Genomic DNA, 21,444 nt, shown 5'->3' with positions numbered 1-21,444 from the left:
AAAGTTAGTTTGTCTAGCATCTAAAAATAAAAATTGACGTTTCACGTTGTTTGTTTCGTTCAGTTTTCAAAGAACTAAAAGCGGGTGAAGAGAATCGAACTCTCGACCAGAGCTTGGAAGGCTCTTGTTTTACCACTAAACTACACCCGCGTGGTCGGGAAGACAGGATTTGAACCTGCGACCCCCTGGTCCCAAACCAGGTGCTCTACCAAGCTGAGCCACTTCCCGTTATGGCGCGCCCGAGAGGAGTCGAACCCCTAACCTCTTGATCCGTAGTCAAACGCTCTATCCAATTGAGCTACGGGCGCTTATTCATGATGTTTTTTCGTCGTTGTATTTTGGCGACTCAATTATCTTATCATACTACATTTTCAAATGCAAGTACTTTTTTAAAAAAAGATTTTTGATGCGGCCGAGAGGACTTGAACCTCCACGGGGTTTCCCCCACTAGGCCCTCAACCTAGCGCGTCTGCCGTTCCGCCACGACCGCGCGGAAAAAACAAAAGTGAGCCATGAAGGATTCGAACCTTCGACCCTCTGATTAAAAGTCAGATGCTCTACCAACTGAGCTAATGGCTCGTAAATGGCTGGGCTAGCTGGATTCGAACCAGCGCATGACGGAGTCAAAGTCCGTTGCCTTACCGCTTGGCTATAGCCCATCGAAATGTTTATCTTCTTTCCAAAGACAAAAGTTATTGTAACATAATGTCCAATAAAAAACAACTGCCAAATAGCAGAAGTTAAAATGGCGGTCCCGACCGGGGTCGAACCGGCGATCTCCTGCGTGACAGGCAGGCATGTTAACCACTACACCACGGGACCATTTGGTTGCGGGGACAGGATTTGAACCTGCGACCTTCGGGTTATGAGCCCGACGAGCTACCGTGCTGCTCCACCCCGCGATGATACTACTTATATAATTTATATGGTGGAGGATGACGGGATCGAACCGCCGACCCCCTGCTTGTAAGGCAGGTGCTCTCCCAGCTGAGCTAATCCTCCGAAGTGGTGACCCGTACGGGATTCGAACCCGTGTTACCGCCGTGAAAGGGCGGTGTCTTAACCACTTGACCAACGGGCCAGTATATATGGCAGAGAAGAAGGGATTCGAACCCTCGCACCGCGTTAGCGATCTACTCCCTTAGCAGGGGAGCCCCTTGAGCCACTTGGGTACTTCTCTGTATGGCTCCGCAGGTAGGACTCGAACCTACGACCGATCGGTTAACAGCCGATAGCTCTACCACTGAGCTACTGCGGAATAATAAAGACAATTTGTATCTTATAAAATTTCTCATCGTAAGTCAAGATGTTTTTTCACAGCATCTTGTACACACGTGACATGTTTATAATATACTGGATTGCGTTTTCACTGTCAAGATGTTTTCTTTATCAGCTTCAGTTTCCCTTTACACTTTCCGCAGACATATCTTTTTGTATTTATTTGACGTCTTCTTACATATTGAAGCAAACAGCCCATACATTCATACGTATAAACCTTTTTTTCTTTCTCTTCATTAATTATTCGTTTACAGAAGCGTGGCGCATCAACTTCTTTTAACAGTTCACGAAAATCTCTATCCCGGTGCTTATAGCCTCTTCCCGTAATATGTAAGTGATAATGACAAAGCTCATGTTTAATGATTCCGACTAACTCTTCTTTCCCATACATTTCGTAATATCGATAATTCAGTTCAATATTGTTTGTACTCAATAGATAACGTCCACCAGTTGTACGCAACCTACTATTAAACATAGCTTTATGTAAAAATGGCATTCCGAAGTATTGTAGTGATACTTCCTCCACCAGACGCTGTATTTCTTGCTCATCCACTCTCATTCCTCCTAAACTAAAAAATATTTTTACACTTTTCTCCTCCCTTATACATATATTAAATAGTACATATACCCATCCTCATTCAAGAAGCGTGGTTTCTAAAAACATAGCATAAATAGAAATCCACTCACCAACCTCTCATCAATAGTACCTTACATTTTTGAGAGTAGGATTAAACAAGGAGGGATTCCTATGCCTACGTGGCTAAAAAAACAAATGCAACGCGCATATTTCGAAAAAAACCGGTATCAAATTAAATTACTAAATGAATGCTGGTTTTATTATAGCAAAATACATCAAAGCTCATAATCCATTACACATTTTATCCCATAAAAAAAGAGCAGTTTCATCTGCTCTCTTCTCTTACTATTCAATCGGCAACATAGATAGTGCAACGCGACCTTTTTTCGTATCAATATCATCTACCCATACTTTGACGATTTGTCCGACAGATACAATATCTAATGGATGCTTCACATACTGTTTGCTTAGTTTAGAAATATGTACTAAACCATCTTGTTTTACACCTACATCAACAAAAGCACCAAAATCAACAACGTTACGAACTGTCCCTTCCAGTTCCATACCACGTTTTAAATCTTCTAATTTCAAAATCCCTTTTTTCAGAAGCGGTTTAGGCAACTCATCTCTCATGTCTCGCTCTGGACTAATGAGTGCATCTATAATATCAACTAACGTTGGCTCCCCGACTCCCGTTTCTTCCGATAACTTAGAAATCTCCACTTCTTCTAAGCTCTTTTGCAACTGCGGCTGCCCTACGTCACCTTTTGATAATCCTAGACTCTTCAATAACAATTCAACATTTTTATATTGTTCTGGATGAATACCCGTTCTATCTAACGGATTCGCCCCTTCTAATATACGTAAGAAACCTATACATTGTTCATATGTCTTGGCACCTAGACGCGGTATTTTCTTTAAGTCTGTTCGTTTTGTAAATTTCCCTTCTTCTTCACGCTTTGCCACAATATTTTTCGCAACAGTTTTCGATAAACCCGAAACATATTGTAATAAAGCAACTGAAGCTGTATTTACATTCACACCGACTTGGTTAACTGCCGTCTCTACTACAAACGTTAATGATTCATTCAACCTCTTTTGCGATACATCATGTTGATATTGTCCAACCCCAACTGATTTAGGGTCAATCTTTACAAGTTCAGCAAGTGGATCTTGCAGACGTCTGCCGATAGAAACCGCACTTCTTTCTTCAACCTGTAAATCCGGGAATTCCTCACGCGCTAAATCAGAAGCCGAATACACACTCGCACCAGCCTCGTTCACAATAATATAGAAGACTTCTTGTTTCACATTTTGTAATACATCAACTATAAATTCTTCTGATTCTCTAGAAGCCGTACCATTCCCAATCGCAATCACTTCAACTTGATATTTATCTATAATAGAAAGAACTTTCGTTTTTGCATCTTCATATTTACGCACTGGTGGATGTGGATAAATAACATCAATATATAGAACTTTCCCCGTATCGTCTACAATAGATAATTTACAACCCGTTCTATATGCAGGGTCTACAGCCAACACAACCTTCCCTTTCATTGGAGGTTGTAATAACAAATTACGTAAGTTCTCAGAGAAAATATGTATCGCTTGTTCCTCAGCTGTTTCTGTTAATTCTTTTCGAAGCTCTCTTTCAATAGAGGATTGAATTAATCGTTTATAACCATCCTCAATCGCCAACTTTACATAATGTGCACTTTTAGAATCGTTATCACGAATTACTTTCTTATATAAGAAAGTTACTATCTCATCTACTGGTGGAACAACAGAAACTCTCAATATATCTTCTTTCTCACCGCGATTCATCGCTAATACACGATGCGGTACTACCTTCTGCAACGGTTCTTCATAACTGTAATACATTTCATATATATTCTTTTCATCTTTCTCTTCATCTTTTACGGACGAAGACATAACACCTTTTCTAAAAGTAACATTTCGAATCCAACTACGATACGCCGCTTCATCTGAAACGATTTCTGCAATAATGTCTTGGGCACCTTGCAATGCCTCTTCTGCAGACTGTACTTCTTTCTCTGCGTTAATAAACTCCACTGCCTTTTGATTTGGATCTTCTTTCTTATATAACAATAACCATTCAGCTAACGGCTCTAATCCTTTTTCTTTCGCAATCGTTGCTTTCGTTCTTCTTTTCTCTTTATATGGACGATATAAATCTTCTACTTCTTGCAACTTTGCAGCTTTAACAATTTGCTGACGTAACTCTTCTGTCAACTTCCCCTTCTCATCAATAAGACGAAGAACCTCTTCTTTCCTATCTTCAAGCTGCATCATATATTGCCATCTCTCTAAAATTGCACGAATTTGCACTTCATCTAAAGAGCCTGTCCATTCTTTTCGGTAACGAGCAATAAATGGAACTGTGTTACCTTCTTCTGTTAATTGAATAACATGACGAACTTGCTTTTCGGTAAAGCCTAATTCCTTCACTAACATTTTCATTAACGCTTGTCGATTATCTACCATTTCCATATACAACCGTAACCTCCTCTATAATAAAAAAAAGTTGCCCTGTAAAGAGAGCAACTTAAACTGCCGATTTAAAAATCTATTAGTCCTAAACTAATTTGTAGCGCTTCATCTACACGAATCATCATCACTTCATCTAAGTGAGTGATTTTGTCCGTTAAGCGCTGCTTATCGATTGTTCGAATCTGCTCAAGTAAAATAACAGAATCTCTCTCAAAACCGTACTTTTTCGCATCAATTTCCACATGAGTGGGTAATTTAGCTTTTTGAATCTGTGCAGTAATAGCCGCTACAATCACCGTTGGACTAAAACGATTTCCGATGTCATTTTGAATGACAAGAACCGGACGAACGCCTCCTTGCTCAGAACCAACAACTGGGGAAAGGTCTGCAAAATACACGTCGCCGCGTTTTACAATCAAAATATTACCCCCCGCTAACTAAGCGTTCTACTGTATGAGCTGCTTCATACTCTGCTAAGAAAGCTTCAGATGCAATACCAAGATTAATTTTTCCCATTTCAATGTACCCACGTCGCATTGATTCATGTTGGTAGCGTTTCTTCGTCTTATGTTGACGCAATAACAGTTGTGTTGCCTGGCAAATTAGTTCATGGCGATTCTTATTCTCTTGTTTTCCAATTCCGTCCAATTCCGTTACCATTTGCTTTGGCAACCGAACCACGATTTCAGTAGTTACACTTGATTCGGACACAAAAATACACCTCCACCGTCAACTACACACCCAAATATATATATGACACCTATTGTAATAATACCATTGTATGGAGCCTGTTGCAAAGACTTCCTTATTCCTTGCTTATGTTTTCCAATTCACAAACAAAACATTCATATTCTTTTATTTTTTATCTCATTACAAACAAGAAGCGAAAGAGTTTCTCCGCAAAATTCACGTTACATTATGTTAAAAGTAACTATAAGTACAAAGCTTCTCATCAAAAATGAGCTTATTCTTAACCAATGAACAGTCCTCTCAAATGACAAGAAGCAAAACATACTACCTTCTATATATTATTCAAATAATTAATTACCTCTACAACCTTGCCGTTCCGTATAAATATTCTCGGCACACGGAAACTTATCGTGGCAATAACCTCATAATTAATGGTCCCGGAGTATTCAGCAACCTCAGTAGCACTAATATACTCATCACCTTGTCTTCCAATGAGTGTAACTTTCGTACCAAGCGGCACTTCACAAGGAAGATGTATCATGAATTGATCCATTGTTACTCGACCTACAATCGGTACCCTTTTACCATTTATAAGCACTTCAAATCCTTGCAATCTTCTAAGCCATCCATCTGCATATCCAATTGCAACGGTTGCAATCCATTCTTCCGTTTTCGTTCGATAAGTGACGTTATAACTGATTCCATCCCCTTTAATCACCTGTTTAATATGAGCAACTTTCGTATGCAACGATAGCGCTGGCTCTAATTTAAACGGTAAAAAAGGGCGTATTTCTACAGATGGGGATAACCCATACATCGCAATACCAATTCGTACTGCATTAAATGTAATCCCTTGAAAACGTAGCGTTGCAGCACTATTAGCTGTATGGACAAACTTAGGATCCACTCCGAACTCTTTCAACCAACTTAACTGCTGCAAAAATGTGTTATATTGCTTATCAAAGTAAGAAGTCTCCACCTCATCCGCTGTTGCAAAATGTGTATAAACTCCTTCTAATTCTAAAAATGGTGCACCTTCTAAACTCTTTAAAAATCCTTTTAATTCTTTTCGTTCGCGTATTCCAATTCTCCCCATGCCACTATCGAAATTAATATGGTATTTCATTGTAGATGAACCATCCCAAAGTTTGATTGCTTCATCCACCCACTCTTTTTGAAAAACAGTTAACGCTACATCATTTTCAGCAGCTACATTGACATCACGAGGCGGGGAAGGACCTAACACTAAAATCGGTACAGTAATACCAGCCCTTCGAAGCACTAGAGCTTCATCTAAAAAGGCAACCGCTAACCTTGTCGCCCCTGCTTCTAATGCCGTTTTAGCTACCGGTACATAATCGTGTCCATATGCATTCGCTTTAACTACAGCAAAAATCTCTACATCACTTGGAATGAAATCTTTAATGTGTGTAATATTGTTATAGATCGCATCTAAATCCACTTCCACCCAAGTGTCACGGTAAAATGGTGCTTCTTCCATAAATACACTTCCTTATACACGATATGCGAAGCTTATTCTTTTATATGCTTCTTTTATGAAATCCACCCTTCAAACTAAGAAAAGACGTGGTGCACATATATCACCACGTCTAAGAAGTTTACTTCACTTGCTTCTCTGTAACTGAACGAGCAACCATTAACAGCTCCTTCGGCTCTAAACCTTTAGACACGAGCATATATTCTACTCCGTTATGCGACCACGTTAAAGAATCTTTCGTCAATGCCCCAATTGTAAAGCCAAGATCAACCAATTCTCCGCTCACACTTATCGCTGACGAAGCCTCTGCAACTTTTGCCTTTTCTTGTATCAAAGTAAAGGATTTCTTACTTCCAGTGTATGTGAGTATCGCACGCTTGCCACTGTCTGTCTTCAACTCTTTTTCATCTTTCAAAACCATACCTTGCGGCGTATCACGCGGATACAAAATAGCAAATGGTTTGTCTTCTTTCGCTGTTGTTTGAACATCTACTTGCGCTCTAGACATATTTTGTTTCGTATCAAATGCACCTTTATCAAATTTCGCATCAAATTTCACTTTTGAGAAATCTACTTTCACAAGAACATTTTGATCATTATCCATTAACTTCACCGAAACGGGCGTTAAATCACTTTTCTTCAATGTAATCTCTTGTTTCGGCAACATGTTTTGATGTTGATAGTTTGTTTTTGTTTTAAAAATATAATACTTATCTGTTTTTTCAAAAGTAAGGTTTTTCTTATCCTGTAAAATATCTCTCACAAGGGATTCATATAAATAAGCCTGGCTACTATTTTGCGGCCAATCACTTTGGAAACGGAAACTTTTATTAAGCGCTGGCGTTAATACAAATACCCCTTCTTCATTTCTTAATATAATTTGACTTTGATCTTTTTTCGCATTCTGCAAATTCACACGATAAAAAGAAGGTTCCTTATGCCATATTTCTACCTTATACTCCTGAGGCTCATTCCCTGTTTTAATAGATAATTTTGCTTCAGCTTGATAACTTTTCATCCCTTTGACTTTCGCCTCTAAATCTCTCACAACATCATCTTGTTTCTTTTCCATACAACCCGCCAACACAAAAACGGTTAATAAACCGACAAGAACTAAAAACAGACGCCTTTTCATCACTTCAGCCCCTTTGCCCCTATAAATGAATGGAAGATGTACCTTCCTTATCGCTACCTCAAATATATGAGACAAAGATATAAAATATGCAGACTAGCGTGACGAGCTTTCTAAAACAACTTGAGCAACAGCAAATTCCTTACTATGACTAATTGATAAATGAACAATATGCTCTGTACTTGTAACGAGAATCGGCTTACCTCTATCATCATTCCTTACTTCAATATCTAAAAAACTTACTTCTTTTCCAATACCAGTTCCTACCGCTTTTGAATACGCCTCTTTCGCTGCAAATCTTCCAGCTACAAACTCTGTAAGGCGGCTTCCCTTCAGCTCCTTAGCAACATTACGTTCACTTTCAGTTAAAATACGCTCCATAAATTTAAGTTTTCCATCTAGCATTTTTTCAATTCGATTCAATTCAATAATATCGATTCCAATCCCTACAATCATTTCAAAATCCCCTTCTTCTATTTAGCTTTCTTTTTTCATATTGTAAGAATAACAGAGAATCTTTCTGATGCAAAAGGAGTGATACTCACAACATGCTAATACCTTCTGTCCGCATTTCCTTACAACCAATCGTCATCACTTTACTTCTCATACAATTAGTCATGATTATGTTAGGCGACTTTTTTCTCTTTCCCATGGCATCCTACAATGAATATATCGCTAAAGGAGAATGGTGGCGTCTCATAACTTCCTTACTTGTACATGTAGACTTACAACATTTCCTTTCTAATAGTATTTGTTTATTTGTACTTGGCTCTTCTATTGAAAAACAACTAGGGCACTTTTCTTTCATCATTATTTTTTTCCTTTCTGGCATTCTTGGAAATATTTCTTCTTATCTCATTATGCCCCTTGAATATATTCATGCTGGAGCATCTGGTGGTATTTTCGGATTGCTAGGTGCACAATTATTTCTATTGTATAGTCGATATCGTTCTTCCAATCCAAGAGACATTGCTATTTTTTCAATCATGATATGTATATTACTACTATTCACTTTCTTCAATCCCTCTGCTAATCCTATAAGCCATTTAACAGGATTGATCATTGGTGGTATTTGTACTCCTTTATTAACAAAAAAATTCGATGGTGCTGAGCTTATTTAATGTAAAAGCTCGCACCATCGATAATTTCCACATCTATTTGTTTGCTTAAGTCTCTCATGAGTTGAAATAAAGACTCATCCTTCTTCTTCGCCTCAATCATACAATTAATTTGCCCAACACTTCCCTTTATCCTTCTTAAAAAAGATAAGAATGCATCAACATCAATAAAATCTGCGTGTGCCCTCGGGTCTTTCTCATCTCTAGGACTGGAGATATGCATTTTAACTGGTAACAAAGATGTTTCCCACGTATGAACAACACGCGCCCAATCTTCATGCCAATCTTCTCGTTCATTGTTCATCATATGATGATGCAAATCAAACACGACCGGAATGTCTAATTTTTCTCCTAAATACAATGTTTCCTCTAGCGTAAAGGTTGTATCATCATTTTCTAACATGATCATTTCTTGAATACCCCTTGGAACGTTAGACCAATTTTCTATAAAACGCTCTAATGCAAGCTCTTTATCTTTATATCCTCCGCCAACATGTAATACACATCGTTGCTTATGTTCAATTCCCATACCTTTTAACAATTTTTTGTGCATCTGCAAAGTTTTTACTGACTGTTTAAAAATACTTTCCTCCGGTGAATTTAATACAACAAAGTGATCCGGATGGAAATCAATTCGCATATTCATACGAATTGCGTATTCACCTAGCACTTTTAAACTTTCTTTTAATGGACGAATATAGTTCCACTCTAACAACTCCTCATGATTCGCTAAAGGAATAAGCTTAGAACTAAGTCGAAAGAAAGATATATCATGTCCCTTATTATGCTTTAATAACCGCAAGCAATTTTCCAAATTCGAATTAGCGATTCTTTCGAGTTTACGAATCGCAGCCTCCCGATCATCAATTCGTTGAAACTGTGCATATGTCATCGTTTGAGATGGAGATGCGTTCTTCAAATGCACACTCATCGCAACATACCCAAGCCTTACAAGCATGTAGCACCTCTTTTCTACACAAGTTATTATGTAGTATGTACAATTACAGAAATAAAAAAAGAGAATGCCAGCAAAAGGCATTCTCTTTTTTTTATTAAGCTTGTGGACGGCTATGATGCTTTCTTTCGCCACGTCCATTTGAAGATCCAGGACGACCTTGACCTTCACCTTTACGACCACGGCTACCACCATCACGATTACGATCACGGTTACGGCCATCGCCACCACCGCGTCCATCACGATTGCGATCACGGTTACGACCATCGCCACCGCCGCGTCCGTCACGACTACGATTACGGTTACCATCACGGTATCCGCCTCCGTTACCGCCGCGTTTTTTAGAACCGCCACCTCTTGAAACAACTGGTGGTTCTGATGTTAAAGCGATTGGAGTTGTATCTGGCTCTTTAGTCATCATTTTTAAAGCAGCAGCTACTACTGTTACAGAATCATTCTCTTCTAACATTTCTTCTGCAATACGCTTGTAGTATGATAAATTATCATTTTCAATTGTGCTTTGAAGTTTTTCAGCGATTAAACGTTGTTGACCTTCTAATGCCTCGTCAAGTGTCGGAGCTTCCATACGATCAACTTTACGTTTTGTTGTGCGCTCGATATTTTTTAATTGTCCTGATTCACGTGGTGTTACAAATAACATTGCAATACCTTTTTTACCTGCACGGCCAGTACGACCGATACGGTGAACGTATGATTCTGGATCTTGTGGGATATCGAAGTTGTATACATGTGTTACGCCTGAAATATCAAGACCACGTGCAGCAACGTCTGTTGCAACAAGAACTTCAATAGCACCTTCTTTAAATTTACGTAATACAGACATACGCTTCGCCTGTGTTAAGTCACCGTGAATACCTTCTGCTGCATAACCACGTAAGTTTAATGCTTCTGATAATTCATCAACACGACGCTTTGTACGACCGAATACGATTGCAAGCTCTGGAGATTGAATATCTAGTAAGCGTGTTAACACGTCAAACTTTTTCTTTTCTTGCACTTCTAAATAGAACTGCTGAATGTTTGGCATTGTTACTTCTTTTGCTTTTACTTTAATGTGTTGAGGCTCAGTCATGAAACGCTCAGCAATACGACGGATTGGATCTGGCATTGTCGCTGAGAATAATAATGTTTGATGTGTTTCTGGCACATCTGTTAAAATCGCTTCAATATCTTCAATGAAGCCCATGTTTAACATTTCATCCGCTTCGTCAAGAACAACTGTCTCTACGTTTTGTAAGCGAAGTGTTTTACGGTTAATATGATCTAAAATACGACCCGGCGTACCAACAATAATGTGTGGGTGTTTTTTTAGAGCACGAATTTGGCGGTTAATATCTTGACCACCATAGATTGGTAAAATACGAACGCGTTTATGTTTACCAATTTTGTACAGCTCTTCTCCAACTTGAATTGCTAATTCACGCGTTGGCGCGATAACAATACCTTGAACTGCTTCTTTATTTGTATCCACTTTATCTAATAGTGGTAATCCGAATGCTGCTGTTTTCCCTGTACCTGTTTGCGCTTGCCCAATAATATCCTTACCTTGCAATGCATGTGGAATTGTTTCAGCTTGAATCGGCGTAGCCTCTTCAAAGCCCATACTTTCAACAGATTGTAGTAAAGACTCACTTAATCCTAATTCTCGAAATGTTGTCAATGTTACTTCTCCTTTTCTATCCTATACTTATCATTTAAAAAAAGGCGTTTTCCGAATTTGCGGAAAAGCCCTTTTCCTGAATGCTCACGTATATAAACGGGCGTATATTCTTCGCGAAAATACTTCTAAACGTTATTACACTTTATCAATTATAAGTTTTGTATGTGTAAAAAGCAAACCCAACTGTTACCTTATTTTCATATTCAGAGTTTTTTTCTTCACTTTTATTTTTTTATATTTACTGTAAGCGCTTATTATAAGTTTCTTCTATTTTCACATCTATCATCCCTATTTATATACACCAATTATTTCAACATCGTAATTACTTCTTCCAATTTCATGCCTCGAGATGCTTTTACTAATACAACATCTTTCACATCGACTACTGCTTGCAACTCGTTTACTAACTCTTCTTTATTATCATACGCCTTTACACGTTCATTAGGGAAATTTATTTTTGCTCCTTCAGCAATTTGAGCCCCTAATCTACCATATGTGAACACATATGAGATTTTTGCTGGATCGATTAATTTACCGACTTCATAATGAAACTGTACTTCTTGACTTCCAAGCTCTAACATATCACCGAGTACAACAATCTTCTTAGCAAATCCATCTAAACCGTTCATTAAGTGGAATGCTGCTTCCATAGCTGTCGGACTTGCATTATAAGCATCATTGATAATTGTTAATCCACTATTTGTTTTTACAATTTCCATACGCATGCCTGTCATTTGAAGTGTTACTAAACCTTCTTTCATCTCTTCCCACGTTACACCAAAATGTTTCGCAATTGCCATTGAAGCAAGCGTATTGTACACATTGTGTTTTCCTAATACTGGTAAGTAGAATGAAATATTTTCTTCTCTATTCATTTTAAAGTGTGTTCCAGTTGCCTGTAGTGTTACAGTCGTTGGATAGTAATCATTTGCTCTAGCATCACCAAACGTAACTGTTTCAGCTATTAAATTCATTTCAGGAACACGATTTGTTAATAATGGCTCATCTCCGTTATATACGAATACTCCACCTTCTTGTAATCCTGTCACAATTTCCAATTTCGCTTCAGCAATTGCCTCACGAGAGCCTAAGTCCATTAAATGCGCCTCACCAATGTTCGTAATGATAGCTGCATTTGGACGTGCTAACTTAGATAAGAATTCAATTTCCCCTCGACTTGACATACCCATTTCTAATACAGCTACTTCTGTATTTTCTTCTAAGTTTAAAATAGTAAGAGGTAACCCGATATGGTTATTAAAATTACCTTCTGTTTTTTGAACTTTGAATTTAGTTGCAAGAAGACTTGTTACAATATCTTTTGTAGATGTTTTACCGTTACTACCTGTCACACCAATAACTTTCACATCCAATTGATCGCGATAGTTTTTCGCTAACATTTGTAATGCCGATAGCGTGTCTTCTACAAAAATAACGGGAAGATTCTCAGGTGGATTTGCTACATCTTTCATCCATAATGTCGCCACAGCTCCATTTTCAACGGCTTTATCTACAAAAGCATGTCCATCGAAACGTTCACCTTGAATCGGAACATATAAGTTTCCCTTTTCAATTTTTCTCGTATCAATAGACACACCTTGTATAGTAATTCCCTCATATTGCTCTGCTAATCCCGTACCATTTACCATCTGTTCTACTTGTTTTAACGGTCGATTTATCATGAAAACACTCCTTACATAGAGGAAGCACTATTCCTGCGAATAGTGCCTCCTCCTTTTTTGTTAGATTGTATATTTAATTTTTTGTTTTTCTTCGTGACGCTCAATCGCTAAACGAATTAGCTCTTCAATTAATTCTGGATACGGTAATCCAGTATGTTGCCATAATAGAGGGAACATACTAAACGGCGTAAATCCTGGCATCGTATTCACTTCGTTAATATATACTTCTCCATCTTTCGTTAAGAAGAAATCAGCTCTTGTTAAGCCAGCACCATCTAATGATTGGAATGCAATAATCGCATCTCGCTTAATAACATTAGACTCTTCTCCTGTCATTTCAGCTGGAATAATTAACGCTGTATCACCATCGATATATTTCGACTTATAATCATAGAAGTCCTTTTTCGGTACAATTTCACCTACAACTGAACATTTCGGTTCATCATTACCTAGTACACCAACTTCTACTTCACGTCCAACGATATTTTCTTCTACAATAATTTTACGGTCAAATTGGAATGCCTCTTCAAATGCATTCTCAAGTTCTTCACGATTTTTACACTTATTAATACCAACACTTGAACCAAGGTTTGCTGGTTTTACGAAGCAAGGATATCCTAAAACTTCTTCTACTTTTTCATATGCTGTCTCACGATCTTTTTCCCATACACTACGAATAAACGATGCATATTTCGCTTGTTTCAATCCAGCTTCTGCAAAGATGTTTTTCATAACAACTTTATCCATACCAGCAGCTGATGCTAGAACACCATTTCCTACATAAGGAATGTTCATTAATTCTAATAATCCTTGAACCGTTCCATCTTCACCATTTGGTCCATGTAATAATGGGAAAATAACGTCGATAGCATTTTCCTCAGAAGCTGCAAATGGAATGATTTCTGTGCTTAATGATAACGGAGAAATCGCATTTTCTGCGCCGCTCATTTTTAGAACTTCAACATCTGTTACTTCACCTTCAATACGCTCACCGCGCACCCATTGACCTTGTTCTGTAATATAAATTGGATGAATCTCGAATTTATCTTGATTTAATGCTTTAATAGCAGCAAGAGCCGTTTGTAGCGAAACTTGATGCTCAGCTGATTTTCCACCATATAATAAACCTAATTTAATTTTTGTCACTGAAATCACCCTAACCAATTGTTTTCATTTTTCTATTTTAGCACTTTTTATAAAAATAGGTAGTTCCTATTTGAAATAAAATGTAACTTCCACAAATAATTAAATGACACCACTTATTGGTTTTCTATACTTTTTCTACTTAACTTTCTTCATAAATATACAAAATTAAATTCTAAAATAAAGTGAAACTTTAATTAACGAGAGGCCACCCCCACTAATTATCAGCCCGCACCAATCTGACAGTTATCTCCCGCCGAATTTTAAGGTGGAAGTCTTACTGTTCACAAATAGCGGGATAAAATTGCAACCCAATCTAGTTATGTACCTAAAATATGTAGAAATCCCCTTTTTGTGTATGTCATCTACTTATTAAGAAGATTGTTTGGTCAGCGTGCCCTTTTGCCTTTGTTCAACGAGACGATCTAAAGAAACATATACAATACCTGCAACTACACATCCTACTGCTAAAATTGTAAATAAAAAGTGGCCAAGTAATCGATCTAATAAAAAACCTCCAAGAAGTGGACCTAGTGCACCTCCTGTAATCCACTGCAAACTTGCAGCTCCCATATAAGTCCCTCTCAAATGCTCAGGAGCCAAATTCGCTACAAACGTCATCTGTACAGGCGACATAATCATCTCACCTAGCGTATATATGGCATAAACGAACAGCAACGTTATTAAAATAATCGTAGCATTTGCATCAAATTCTCCAAACCACTTCGGTAACCATCCGATAAAGAACAAACCAATCCCGAACAAACATGCACCATATAACATCGTCTTTCCGACAGGTTTATCTGTGGCCCATTTTGAAATTGGAAATTGGAACAACACAACTAATAGTCCATTTAAAGCCATTAAATATGGATATGGATTGTTAGTTCCAAAAATGCCTTTCATTTCATTATCAAAGTGCAGCGGCAACATGCCTTCTGTTTGAGAAAATCCCATCGAAATAATGATACCTGCTAATAAATAAATCATTAACACTTTGTCTCGAAATACAATTTTCCAAATTGCTACTGTTTTTTCACCTTTATTCTCTGGATTTTCATCCGTCACTTTCGGCATCGTTTCTTGAATAAGAAATAACACAATTAGCGCATAAAACAGCATTGTAGATGAAGCAATAATAAACACAATATTTTTTGAAAGCACCACTACCGCTGCCCCCATTATCGGCCCAATTGCGGCGCCAATATTATATCCCATCCGCAATAAACCGTATGCCTCGGTTCTTTTTTCCGGTGCTGTTACATCCGCAACCATTGCTGATGCAGCGGGATGGAATAATGAATTACTGAGCCCTAAAAAAATAGATAAAATAGCATAAGAAATAAATCCTTCTATAAATAAAAAACCTAGCATGAACAAAGCATTACTTACCATTGAAAAGATCATTATTGGCTTTCTTCCATATATATCAGCAATCCTCCCACCAAGAAGCGAACCGAAACTTGCGGCAATCGGAGAAAGTGCCATAATAACCCCTACTTCCAATAACGAATCCACCTTATCTTTTAAATATAGTGCAAAAAAAGGCATCAACATCATCATTGCAATTCCATTTAACGTTTCGCCAATAAACCGAATCCATATGTTTCGGTCCATCGCCCTTAACTCACGCCACGTATTTTTCATACATTCCCCCCTCAGTTACCCAACAATTATATTATATATACAATCAGAAAAATGTAAATTTTCAGAACAAAAAATCCATCCTAACAGAATTAGAATGGATTTTTCAACTTATAAATTTGCTGCATCTTCTTCGTCTTTACTATTATTTAAAGCACTATGTTTTCGGCTATATAAGAAGTAAACCGCAATACCGATAACCATCCACACCCCAAAACTAATCCAAGCAGTTCCGGATAACTGAAGCATTAAATATAAACAAAAAATCACCGTTAATGCTGGTAAAAATGGTACAAGCGGTGCCTTAAATGCTCTTGGTAAATCAGGATGAGTTCTTCTCATTACAATAACAGCAACAGCTACAAGTGCAAAGGCTGATAAAGTCCCCATATTTACAAGATGCGCTAACACATTTAAATCTATTAATCCTGAAATAAGTGCTGCAATAATTCCTGTTGTCCATGTATTTAAAAATGGTGTTTTAAATTTTGGATGGACTTTAGCAAGGCGCTTCGGCAATAATCCATCTCTACTCATTGCATACGAAACACGTACTTGCCCATACATCATAACTAACATTACTGTTGTGATTCCTGTAATTGCTCCTACTGAAATTACTCCCGCTAAACTATCTTGTCCAATAAATTGAAGTGCAAAAGCAACTGGATCTGATATATTTAACTGTCCGTATGGAACAATTCCTGTCAAAATAAGTGAAACAACAATATAAAGAACCGTACAAATTAATAAAGATGCAATAATGCCAATTGGTAAATCACGTTGTGGACGTTTCACTTCTTCTGCTGCCGTTGAAACCGCATCAAATCCTATGAATGCAAAAAACACTGTAGCAGCTCCAGCCATTACACCATCTAAGCCAAATGGCATAAAAGGTGTCCAATTTTCAGGTTTTACATAATTAAAACCAGCAAAAATAAATATGAGAACAACCGCTAATTTAATAAACACCATAATGTTGTTTATTCGTGCACTTTCACGAACACCTCTAGATAAAAGAACTGTCATCACTAAAATAATTAGAACCGCAGGCAAATCAATTATTCCACCCTTTCCTGTACCAGGGGCCGAGGAGAGAATGGTAGGAATATGGATCCCAAATCCCTTTAATAAAGATTGAAAATAAGCGGACCAACCGTTTGCTACAGCAGATGTGGCGAGTAAATACTCAAGCATTAAGTCCCATCCAATTAAAAATGCGAATACCTCTCCCATCGTCGCATATGTGTACGTATACACACTGCCTGAGACAGGAACTGAAGAAGCGAATTCAGCATAACAAAATGCAGCAAAGGCACAGGCTAACGCGGCTATCGCAAATGATAATATAATAGCTGGTCCAGAATGTTTTGCTGCTACCACGCCCGTTAGAACAAAAATACCTGTTCCAACAATTGCCCCGATTCCAAGCATAGTTAAATCCAGTGCGCCCAATGTTCTAGCTAACGTCTTTTGCTTACTCTCTTGCATCAACTTTGCAATAGGCTTCTTTTGAAAAATTTGCTTCATAGCACGCTCCTCCAAGTTTTAAATTTTCTGAAAATTTTTAATTTGCTTTTTTATTTTACTTATTGCACTTTTCCTAGTCAATACTTTTGTCGAAATAAGTAGAAATCTTTCGGAACATACAATATCCTTATCGTTGTTTATATATATCTTTCCGTATTTTTTTTTGGTATTATTATACATGTCGATTCCATAAAAGAGGCATGCTCACTTATTGAGCATGCCTCTTTTTACCTATTTCACAGTATGTGAACCTTCTTCAATCCAGCTATACATATATTTTTCATCTTCCGCCTCATGTGCTTGCTTTACAATACGAAGCGGACGGAACGTGTCTATCATAACAGCTAGTTCAAGTGTTTCTTTCTTCCCTATACTTCCCTCTGTTTTCCCAGGATGCGGCCCATGAGGAATTCCGCTCGGATGAAGTGTAATAGAACCTTCTTCCACACCTTTCCGGCTCATAAAGTTTCCTTCTACATAGTACAGTACTTCATCACTATTCACGTTACTATGATAATATGGTGCCGGAATAGATTCTGGATGATAGTCGTATAAACGTGGTACGAAAGAGCAAATAACAAAATTGTGACCTTCGAACGTTTGATGTACTGGAGGTGGCTGATGAATACGACCCGTGATTGGTTCAAAGTCCTCTACATTAAAGACCCACGGATATAAATAGCCATCCCAACCAACAACATCTAACGGATGGTGCCCTAAAACATGTTTATGCATATACCCTCGCGACTTTGTCATTACGACAAACTCACCTTTTTCATCATACGTCTCTAATTTTTCAGGACCACGAATATCTCTCTCACAAAACGGACTATGCTCTAACAATTGTCCATATTCATTCCGATAGCGATGCGGCGTTGTGATTTGACTATTTGCCTCTACAACAAGAAATTTAGTCTCTCCTTCATCTGGAATAACACGATAAATCGTTCCAATTGGGATTGTTACATAATCACCTTTTCGATAGTGAATCGTTCCAAACATCGTTTCAATTTTCCCTGTTCCGTAATGAACAAATAACATTTCATCACCATCACCATTACGGTAGAAATAGTCCATTTTTTCTGTTGGAGCCACTACTCCAATTAATAAATCCTCATTCCCAAGCATAAAATTCCTTCCGCTTACTGCATCGCCAGTTTTTTTATTTTCTTTTGTGCGAAAATGACGATGAGCAAGAGCTACATCTTCTTCATACTGCAACTGACAAGAATGAGATAATGCCGCATGACCTACTTCCGTTGGCATATAATGATGGTACAAAATAGATTGCGTACCAGAAAAACCTTTCGTTCCCATTACCTGTTCGCGATAAAGCGAACCATCTTTTTTACGGAATTGTACATGTCGTTTATGAGGTAGCTCCCCCATGTGACGATAAAACATGCCCATCACCTGCTTCCATTTCTTTTTTGACCGTATTACGTAACGTACCTAAACCAGTAATCGTAAGTTCTACAACATCCCCATCTTGCAGCCACTCTTCCGTACCCAGCTCTAAAACACAACCTGTTCCTACTGTCCCAGAACCAATCACATCGCCTGGATATAACGTAACGTCTTCCGAAGCACGTTCAATCATTTCAGCAAATGTATAGTAAATATCTTGGAAGCTCCCCTTTGATAGTAGCTTTCCATTTACATGAGCAGTCATCTCTAACTCATAACGGTCACCGTTACGATAAACATCTAATTCATCTTTCGTAACAAGGTGCGCTCCTAATGAAGTTGCAAAATCTTTTCCTTTTGCTGGACCAAGTCCTACCTTCATTTCTGTTGCTTGTAGGTCCCTTGCACTCCAGTCGTTCATAATACAATAACCAAAAATGTATTCCTCTGCTTGCTCACGAGAAATATTTCTTCCTTCTTTCCCAATTACACAAGCGATTTCTAACTCATAATCAAGCTTTTTAGATTTCTTCGGACCAATTACAAAATCACCCGGACCAATTACAGCACGATGGTTCGTAAAATAAAAAACCGGGATATCGTACCATTCAGGTACAACCTCTAGCCCTCTCCGGCCGCGGGCCGTTTTTACATGCTGTTCAAACGCGTAAAAATCCCGAATACTACTCGGATTAGGAATTGCTGCCGCTAATTGCACTTCCTCTAAGGAATATATACCCTTTTCCGGACTTTCCATATTACGCAATACTTCTACATACTCATCCGCTTTCTCTAAAAAGGCGAACATAGAAGAAGGTAATTTCCCATCACTAGCAAGATTCATATCAATTACTTTGTCACCTTCAAGCCATCCAGCTCGCATTTCTTTCGAAGGAAGACGAAATGTAACAAATTTCATCATGATTCCTCCCTATAAAAATGAAATTTCCACCAGCAAAGAGACTTTTGCTGGTGGATACAAATCTTATAAGTTTCCGCGACGTTCCTGTTCTCTTTCAATTGATTCAAATAATGCTTTAAAGTTCCCTTCTCCAAATCCGCGAGAACCTTTACGTTGAATAATTTCAATAAATAAAGTTGGACGATCTACAATTGGTTTCGTAAAGATTTGTAGTAAGTATCCTTCCTCATCGCGATCTACTAAAATCTTTAATTCTTTTAACCTATCAATTTCTTCATCAATTTTCCCAACTCGCGCACTTAACTCATCATAATAAGTATCAGGTGTATCTAAAAACTCCACGCCATTTTCACGAAGCGCTTCCACTGTTTTAACGATATCGCTTGTTAATAAAGCAAGATGTTGTACACCTGCTCCATTATAGAATTCTAGATATTCTTGAATCTGCGATTTTCTCTTGCCATCTGCTGGCTCGTTAATAGGGAACTTAATACGACTTCCATTTGTCATAACTTTCGACATTAATGCTGAATACTCTGTACTAATATCGTCATCATCAAAATGAATCATTTGTTTAAAGCCCATAACATTCTCATAATAGCTAACCCATTCTTCCATTTTCTCAACATTACCAACTACGTGGTCTACAGCAATTAAACCTGACTCTTCAAACGGAATATTAAACTCCACCTGTTGGAATCCTGGCATAAATGTTCCTTTATAATTTTTACGCTCTACAAGCGTGTGAATTGTATCACCATACGTACCAATAACTGCTTTTTTCAATGTACCGTTCTCGTCTGTTAATTCCACAGGTGGAGCAATCGCGACGGCACCACGTTTCACAGCTTCCGAGTATGCTTTGTCAACATCGTCAACAAGTAAAGCAACATCTTTTACACCATCACCATGTGTCTTTACAAATTCTGCGATACGATTATCGCTACTTAAAGCTCCAGACACAACAAAACGCATATTTTTTTGCACAAGAACATAAGATACCTTTTCACGGTTACCAGTTTCTAATCCAGAGTAAGCCACAATTTTGAAACCGAATGCTCTCGCAAGGTAATAACTTGATTGCTTTGCATTTCCTACGTAAAATTCCAAATGATCTACATCACGTACCGGAAAAAAGTCCTCCATTTGTGCAGCTAGCGTATCCATAGATTTTTGTTTCATAAAATCCTCATCCCCCTGTAAATAGATTAAATGGTCCATACTTAAAACCAACCGAAAACGCTTCCAACATCAATTAATAGAAATTAGTTAGCAAGCTAACAATTCCTGACCTTTAAAATTTTCTATCTTTTCTGTCAAATTCCTCTTTTTTTCTTACATATAAAATTCGACTTTTTTCTCTTTACATTACGGAGGGAATATTAATACTTGAAGGTATATAGGAGAGGAAAACAAAAAAGACCCCAACATATTAACTACTTACTAATATGCTAGAGTCTTTATTTTTTTTGAATGATTGTATTTATATGTCTCATACTAATACATTTGCAAGGAATAAAATAAATGATGTTAATACTACCGCTCCACCTAATGATCCTAATAAATCTGTTTTTGTTACTTGTAACACTTGTTCACTGTTCATATTCCTCATTCTCCTTTCATTTTGTATGATTTAAAACTTCTATTATACTAATACACTTGATAGAAATACGATT

At 37.8% G+C, this 21,444-nt stretch carries 19 protein-coding genes and 12 tRNA genes; 2 read left to right on the top strand and 29 right to left on the bottom strand.

The features are described 5' to 3' along the window. Nucleotides 1-79: 79 nt before the first annotated feature. The 13 genes from KVT31_RS25225 to KVT31_RS25165 form a co-directional block, all read right to left on the bottom strand. A tRNA-Gly gene (locus KVT31_RS25225) sits at nucleotides 80-150 on the bottom strand. Nucleotide 151: 1 nt separating this feature from the next. Continuing rightward, nucleotides 152-228: transfer RNA gene (locus KVT31_RS25220), tRNA-Pro, on the bottom strand. Between the two features lie 3 nt (nucleotides 229-231). Next, nucleotides 232-308, bottom strand: a tRNA-Arg gene (locus KVT31_RS25215). Between the two features lie 99 nt (nucleotides 309-407). After that, nucleotides 408-490 (bottom strand) — tRNA-Leu (locus KVT31_RS25210). 16 nt (nucleotides 491-506) lie between these two features. Next, nucleotides 507-579 (bottom strand) — tRNA-Lys (locus KVT31_RS25205). 5 nt (nucleotides 580-584) lie between these two features. Further along, nucleotides 585-659: transfer RNA gene (locus KVT31_RS25200), tRNA-Gln, on the bottom strand. Between the two features lie 87 nt (nucleotides 660-746). After that, a tRNA-Asp gene (locus KVT31_RS25195) sits at nucleotides 747-822 on the bottom strand. Nucleotides 823-825: 3 nt separating this feature from the next. Then, nucleotides 826-902, bottom strand: a tRNA-Met gene (locus KVT31_RS25190). A 24-nt stretch (nucleotides 903-926) separates the two neighbouring features. Beyond that, nucleotides 927-1,002: transfer RNA gene (locus KVT31_RS25185), tRNA-Val, on the bottom strand. A gap of 4 nt (nucleotides 1,003-1,006) precedes the next feature. Continuing rightward, a tRNA-Glu gene (locus KVT31_RS25180) sits at nucleotides 1,007-1,081 on the bottom strand. Between the two features lie 8 nt (nucleotides 1,082-1,089). Further along, nucleotides 1,090-1,180 (bottom strand) — tRNA-Ser (locus KVT31_RS25175). A gap of 3 nt (nucleotides 1,181-1,183) precedes the next feature. Then, nucleotides 1,184-1,258 (bottom strand) — tRNA-Asn (locus KVT31_RS25170). A gap of 114 nt (nucleotides 1,259-1,372) precedes the next feature. Then, nucleotides 1,373-1,831 (bottom strand): SprT family protein, encoded by a 459-nt coding sequence (locus KVT31_RS25165; protein WP_088094879.1) that lies wholly within the window; start codon nucleotides 1,829-1,831, stop codon nucleotides 1,373-1,375. Between the two features lie 195 nt (nucleotides 1,832-2,026). Between KVT31_RS25165 and cmpA the strand changes: the two genes are divergently transcribed. Next, on the top strand, nucleotides 2,027-2,143 hold the full coding sequence (gene cmpA, locus KVT31_RS25160) for a cortex morphogenetic protein CmpA (RefSeq protein ID WP_001143642.1): 117 nt from the start codon (nucleotides 2,027-2,029) through the stop codon (nucleotides 2,141-2,143). Nucleotides 2,144-2,200: 57 nt separating this feature from the next. Here the strand turns inward: cmpA and KVT31_RS25155 are convergent, their stop codons facing one another. From KVT31_RS25155 to acpS, 6 genes are all read right to left on the bottom strand, one after another. Further along, entirely contained in the window at nucleotides 2,201-4,369 is a 2,169-nt protein-coding gene (locus tag KVT31_RS25155; RefSeq protein ID WP_140392317.1) for a Tex family protein, read from the bottom strand. 68 nt (nucleotides 4,370-4,437) lie between these two features. After that, nucleotides 4,438-4,788, bottom strand: coding sequence for a type II toxin-antitoxin system endoribonuclease NdoA (gene ndoA, locus KVT31_RS25150; protein ID WP_000635963.1), 351 nt, complete (start codon nucleotides 4,786-4,788; stop codon nucleotides 4,438-4,440). A gap of 4 nt (nucleotides 4,789-4,792) precedes the next feature. Continuing rightward, on the bottom strand, nucleotides 4,793-5,080 hold the full coding sequence (locus KVT31_RS25145) for an antitoxin EndoAI (RefSeq protein ID WP_000004570.1): 288 nt from the start codon (nucleotides 5,078-5,080) through the stop codon (nucleotides 4,793-4,795). A gap of 310 nt (nucleotides 5,081-5,390) precedes the next feature. Then, nucleotides 5,391-6,560, bottom strand: a complete 1,170-nt coding sequence (gene alr / locus KVT31_RS25140; RefSeq protein ID WP_088094881.1) for an alanine racemase — start codon at nucleotides 6,558-6,560, stop codon at nucleotides 5,391-5,393. Nucleotides 6,561-6,678: 118 nt separating this feature from the next. Next, nucleotides 6,679-7,629, bottom strand: a complete 951-nt coding sequence (locus KVT31_RS25135) for a LolA family protein (RefSeq protein ID WP_002096914.1) — start codon at nucleotides 7,627-7,629, stop codon at nucleotides 6,679-6,681. 156 nt (nucleotides 7,630-7,785) lie between these two features. After that, on the bottom strand, nucleotides 7,786-8,145 hold the full coding sequence (acpS, locus tag KVT31_RS25130) for a holo-ACP synthase (protein ID WP_000635044.1): 360 nt from the start codon (nucleotides 8,143-8,145) through the stop codon (nucleotides 7,786-7,788). Nucleotides 8,146-8,237: 92 nt separating this feature from the next. Here acpS and KVT31_RS25125 point away from each other — a divergent pair, with 92 nt between their 5' ends. Next, nucleotides 8,238-8,810 carry a rhomboid family intramembrane serine protease gene (locus KVT31_RS25125; protein WP_088094882.1) on the top strand — a complete coding sequence of 191 codons (573 nt, stop codon included), beginning with the start codon at nucleotides 8,238-8,240 and terminating at the stop codon, nucleotides 8,808-8,810. On the opposite strand, the gene uvsE is transcribed toward KVT31_RS25125, so the two are convergent. The 10 genes from uvsE to KVT31_RS25075 all read right to left on the bottom strand — a co-directional run bounded on the left by uvsE (nucleotide 8,803) and on the right by KVT31_RS25075 (nucleotide 21,371). Further along, nucleotides 8,803-9,765, bottom strand: a complete 963-nt coding sequence (uvsE, locus tag KVT31_RS25120) for a UV DNA damage repair endonuclease UvsE (protein WP_088094883.1) — start codon at nucleotides 9,763-9,765, stop codon at nucleotides 8,803-8,805. The two genes, KVT31_RS25125 and uvsE, sit on opposite strands and share 8 nt — an antisense overlap. Before the next feature lie 94 nt (nucleotides 9,766-9,859). Further along, a complete protein-coding gene (cshA, locus tag KVT31_RS25115; RefSeq protein ID WP_088094884.1) occupies nucleotides 9,860-11,443 on the bottom strand; it encodes a degradosome RNA helicase CshA in 1,584 nt (527 codons plus the stop codon). 305 nt (nucleotides 11,444-11,748) lie between these two features. After that, nucleotides 11,749-13,125 (bottom strand): UDP-N-acetylmuramoyl-tripeptide--D-alanyl-D-alanine ligase, encoded by a 1,377-nt coding sequence (gene murF, locus KVT31_RS25110; protein ID WP_088094885.1) that lies wholly within the window; start codon nucleotides 13,123-13,125, stop codon nucleotides 11,749-11,751. A 60-nt stretch (nucleotides 13,126-13,185) separates the two neighbouring features. Further along, on the bottom strand, nucleotides 13,186-14,271 hold the full coding sequence (locus KVT31_RS25105) for a D-alanine--D-alanine ligase (RefSeq protein WP_088094886.1): 1,086 nt from the start codon (nucleotides 14,269-14,271) through the stop codon (nucleotides 13,186-13,188). Between the two features lie 369 nt (nucleotides 14,272-14,640). Continuing rightward, a complete protein-coding gene (locus tag KVT31_RS25100) occupies nucleotides 14,641-15,915 on the bottom strand; it encodes an MDR family MFS transporter (protein ID WP_088094887.1) in 1,275 nt (424 codons plus the stop codon). Between the two features lie 108 nt (nucleotides 15,916-16,023). Beyond that, nucleotides 16,024-17,439, bottom strand: a complete 1,416-nt coding sequence (gene bcaP, locus KVT31_RS25095) for a branched-chain amino acid transporter BcaP (protein WP_000809356.1) — start codon at nucleotides 17,437-17,439, stop codon at nucleotides 16,024-16,026. A gap of 231 nt (nucleotides 17,440-17,670) precedes the next feature. Then, entirely contained in the window at nucleotides 17,671-18,843 is a 1,173-nt protein-coding gene (locus KVT31_RS25090; protein ID WP_088094888.1) for a homogentisate 1,2-dioxygenase, read from the bottom strand. After that, nucleotides 18,809-19,765, bottom strand: a complete 957-nt coding sequence (locus KVT31_RS25085) for a fumarylacetoacetate hydrolase family protein (RefSeq protein ID WP_088094889.1) — start codon at nucleotides 19,763-19,765, stop codon at nucleotides 18,809-18,811. Before KVT31_RS25085 ends, KVT31_RS25090 begins: the two co-directional genes overlap by 35 nt. Nucleotides 19,766-19,831: 66 nt before the next feature. Continuing rightward, on the bottom strand, nucleotides 19,832-20,950 hold the full coding sequence (hppD, locus tag KVT31_RS25080) for a 4-hydroxyphenylpyruvate dioxygenase (RefSeq protein WP_000810916.1): 1,119 nt from the start codon (nucleotides 20,948-20,950) through the stop codon (nucleotides 19,832-19,834). A 310-nt stretch (nucleotides 20,951-21,260) separates the two neighbouring features. Further along, complete coding sequence (locus tag KVT31_RS25075; RefSeq protein WP_001083700.1) at nucleotides 21,261-21,371, bottom strand: DUF3948 family protein; 111 nt, start codon at nucleotides 21,369-21,371, stop codon at nucleotides 21,261-21,263. Nucleotides 21,372-21,444 lie beyond the last annotated feature (73 nt).

This window comes from Bacillus sp. GbtcB14 (genome assembly GCF_019091205.1).
GTDB lineage: Bacteria > Bacillota > Bacilli > Bacillales > Bacillaceae_G > Bacillus_A > Bacillus_A cereus_AG.
The sequence above is the reverse complement of the archived record's forward strand: the minus strand, read 5'-3'. Positions and strand labels throughout refer to the sequence as shown.

Coding starts and splice junctions, on each gene's coding strand:
- uvsE (WP_088094883.1), bottom strand. CDS start 9,765: ATGCTTGTAAGGCTTGGGTATGTTGCGATGAGTGTGCATTTGAAGAAC.
- KVT31_RS25155 (WP_140392317.1), bottom strand. CDS start 4,369: ATGGAAATGGTAGATAATCGACAAGCGTTAATGAAAATGTTAGTGAAG.
- cmpA (WP_001143642.1), top strand. CDS start 2,027: ATGCCTACGTGGCTAAAAAAACAAATGCAACGCGCATATTTCGAAAAA.
- murF (WP_088094885.1), bottom strand. CDS start 13,125: ATGATAAATCGACCGTTAAAACAAGTAGAACAGATGGTAAATGGTACG.
- KVT31_RS25075 (WP_001083700.1), bottom strand. CDS start 21,371: ATGAACAGTGAACAAGTGTTACAAGTAACAAAAACAGATTTATTAGGA.
- acpS (WP_000635044.1), bottom strand. CDS start 8,145: ATGATTGTAGGGATTGGAATCGATATTATTGAATTGAATCGAATTGAA.
- KVT31_RS25135 (WP_002096914.1), bottom strand. CDS start 7,629: ATGGAAAAGAAACAAGATGATGTTGTGAGAGATTTAGAGGCGAAAGTC.
- KVT31_RS25085 (WP_088094889.1), bottom strand. CDS start 19,765: ATGAAATTTGTTACATTTCGTCTTCCTTCGAAAGAAATGCGAGCTGGA.
- KVT31_RS25100 (WP_088094887.1), bottom strand. CDS start 15,915: ATGAAAAATACGTGGCGTGAGTTAAGGGCGATGGACCGAAACATATGG.
- alr (WP_088094881.1), bottom strand. CDS start 6,560: ATGGAAGAAGCACCATTTTACCGTGACACTTGGGTGGAAGTGGATTTA.
- KVT31_RS25090 (WP_088094888.1), bottom strand. CDS start 18,843: ATGTTTTATCGTCACATGGGGGAGCTACCTCATAAACGACATGTACAA.
- KVT31_RS25125 (WP_088094882.1), top strand. CDS start 8,238: ATGCTAATACCTTCTGTCCGCATTTCCTTACAACCAATCGTCATCACT.
- bcaP (WP_000809356.1), bottom strand. CDS start 17,439: ATGAAGCAAATTTTTCAAAAGAAGCCTATTGCAAAGTTGATGCAAGAG.
- hppD (WP_000810916.1), bottom strand. CDS start 20,950: ATGAAACAAAAATCTATGGATACGCTAGCTGCACAAATGGAGGACTTT.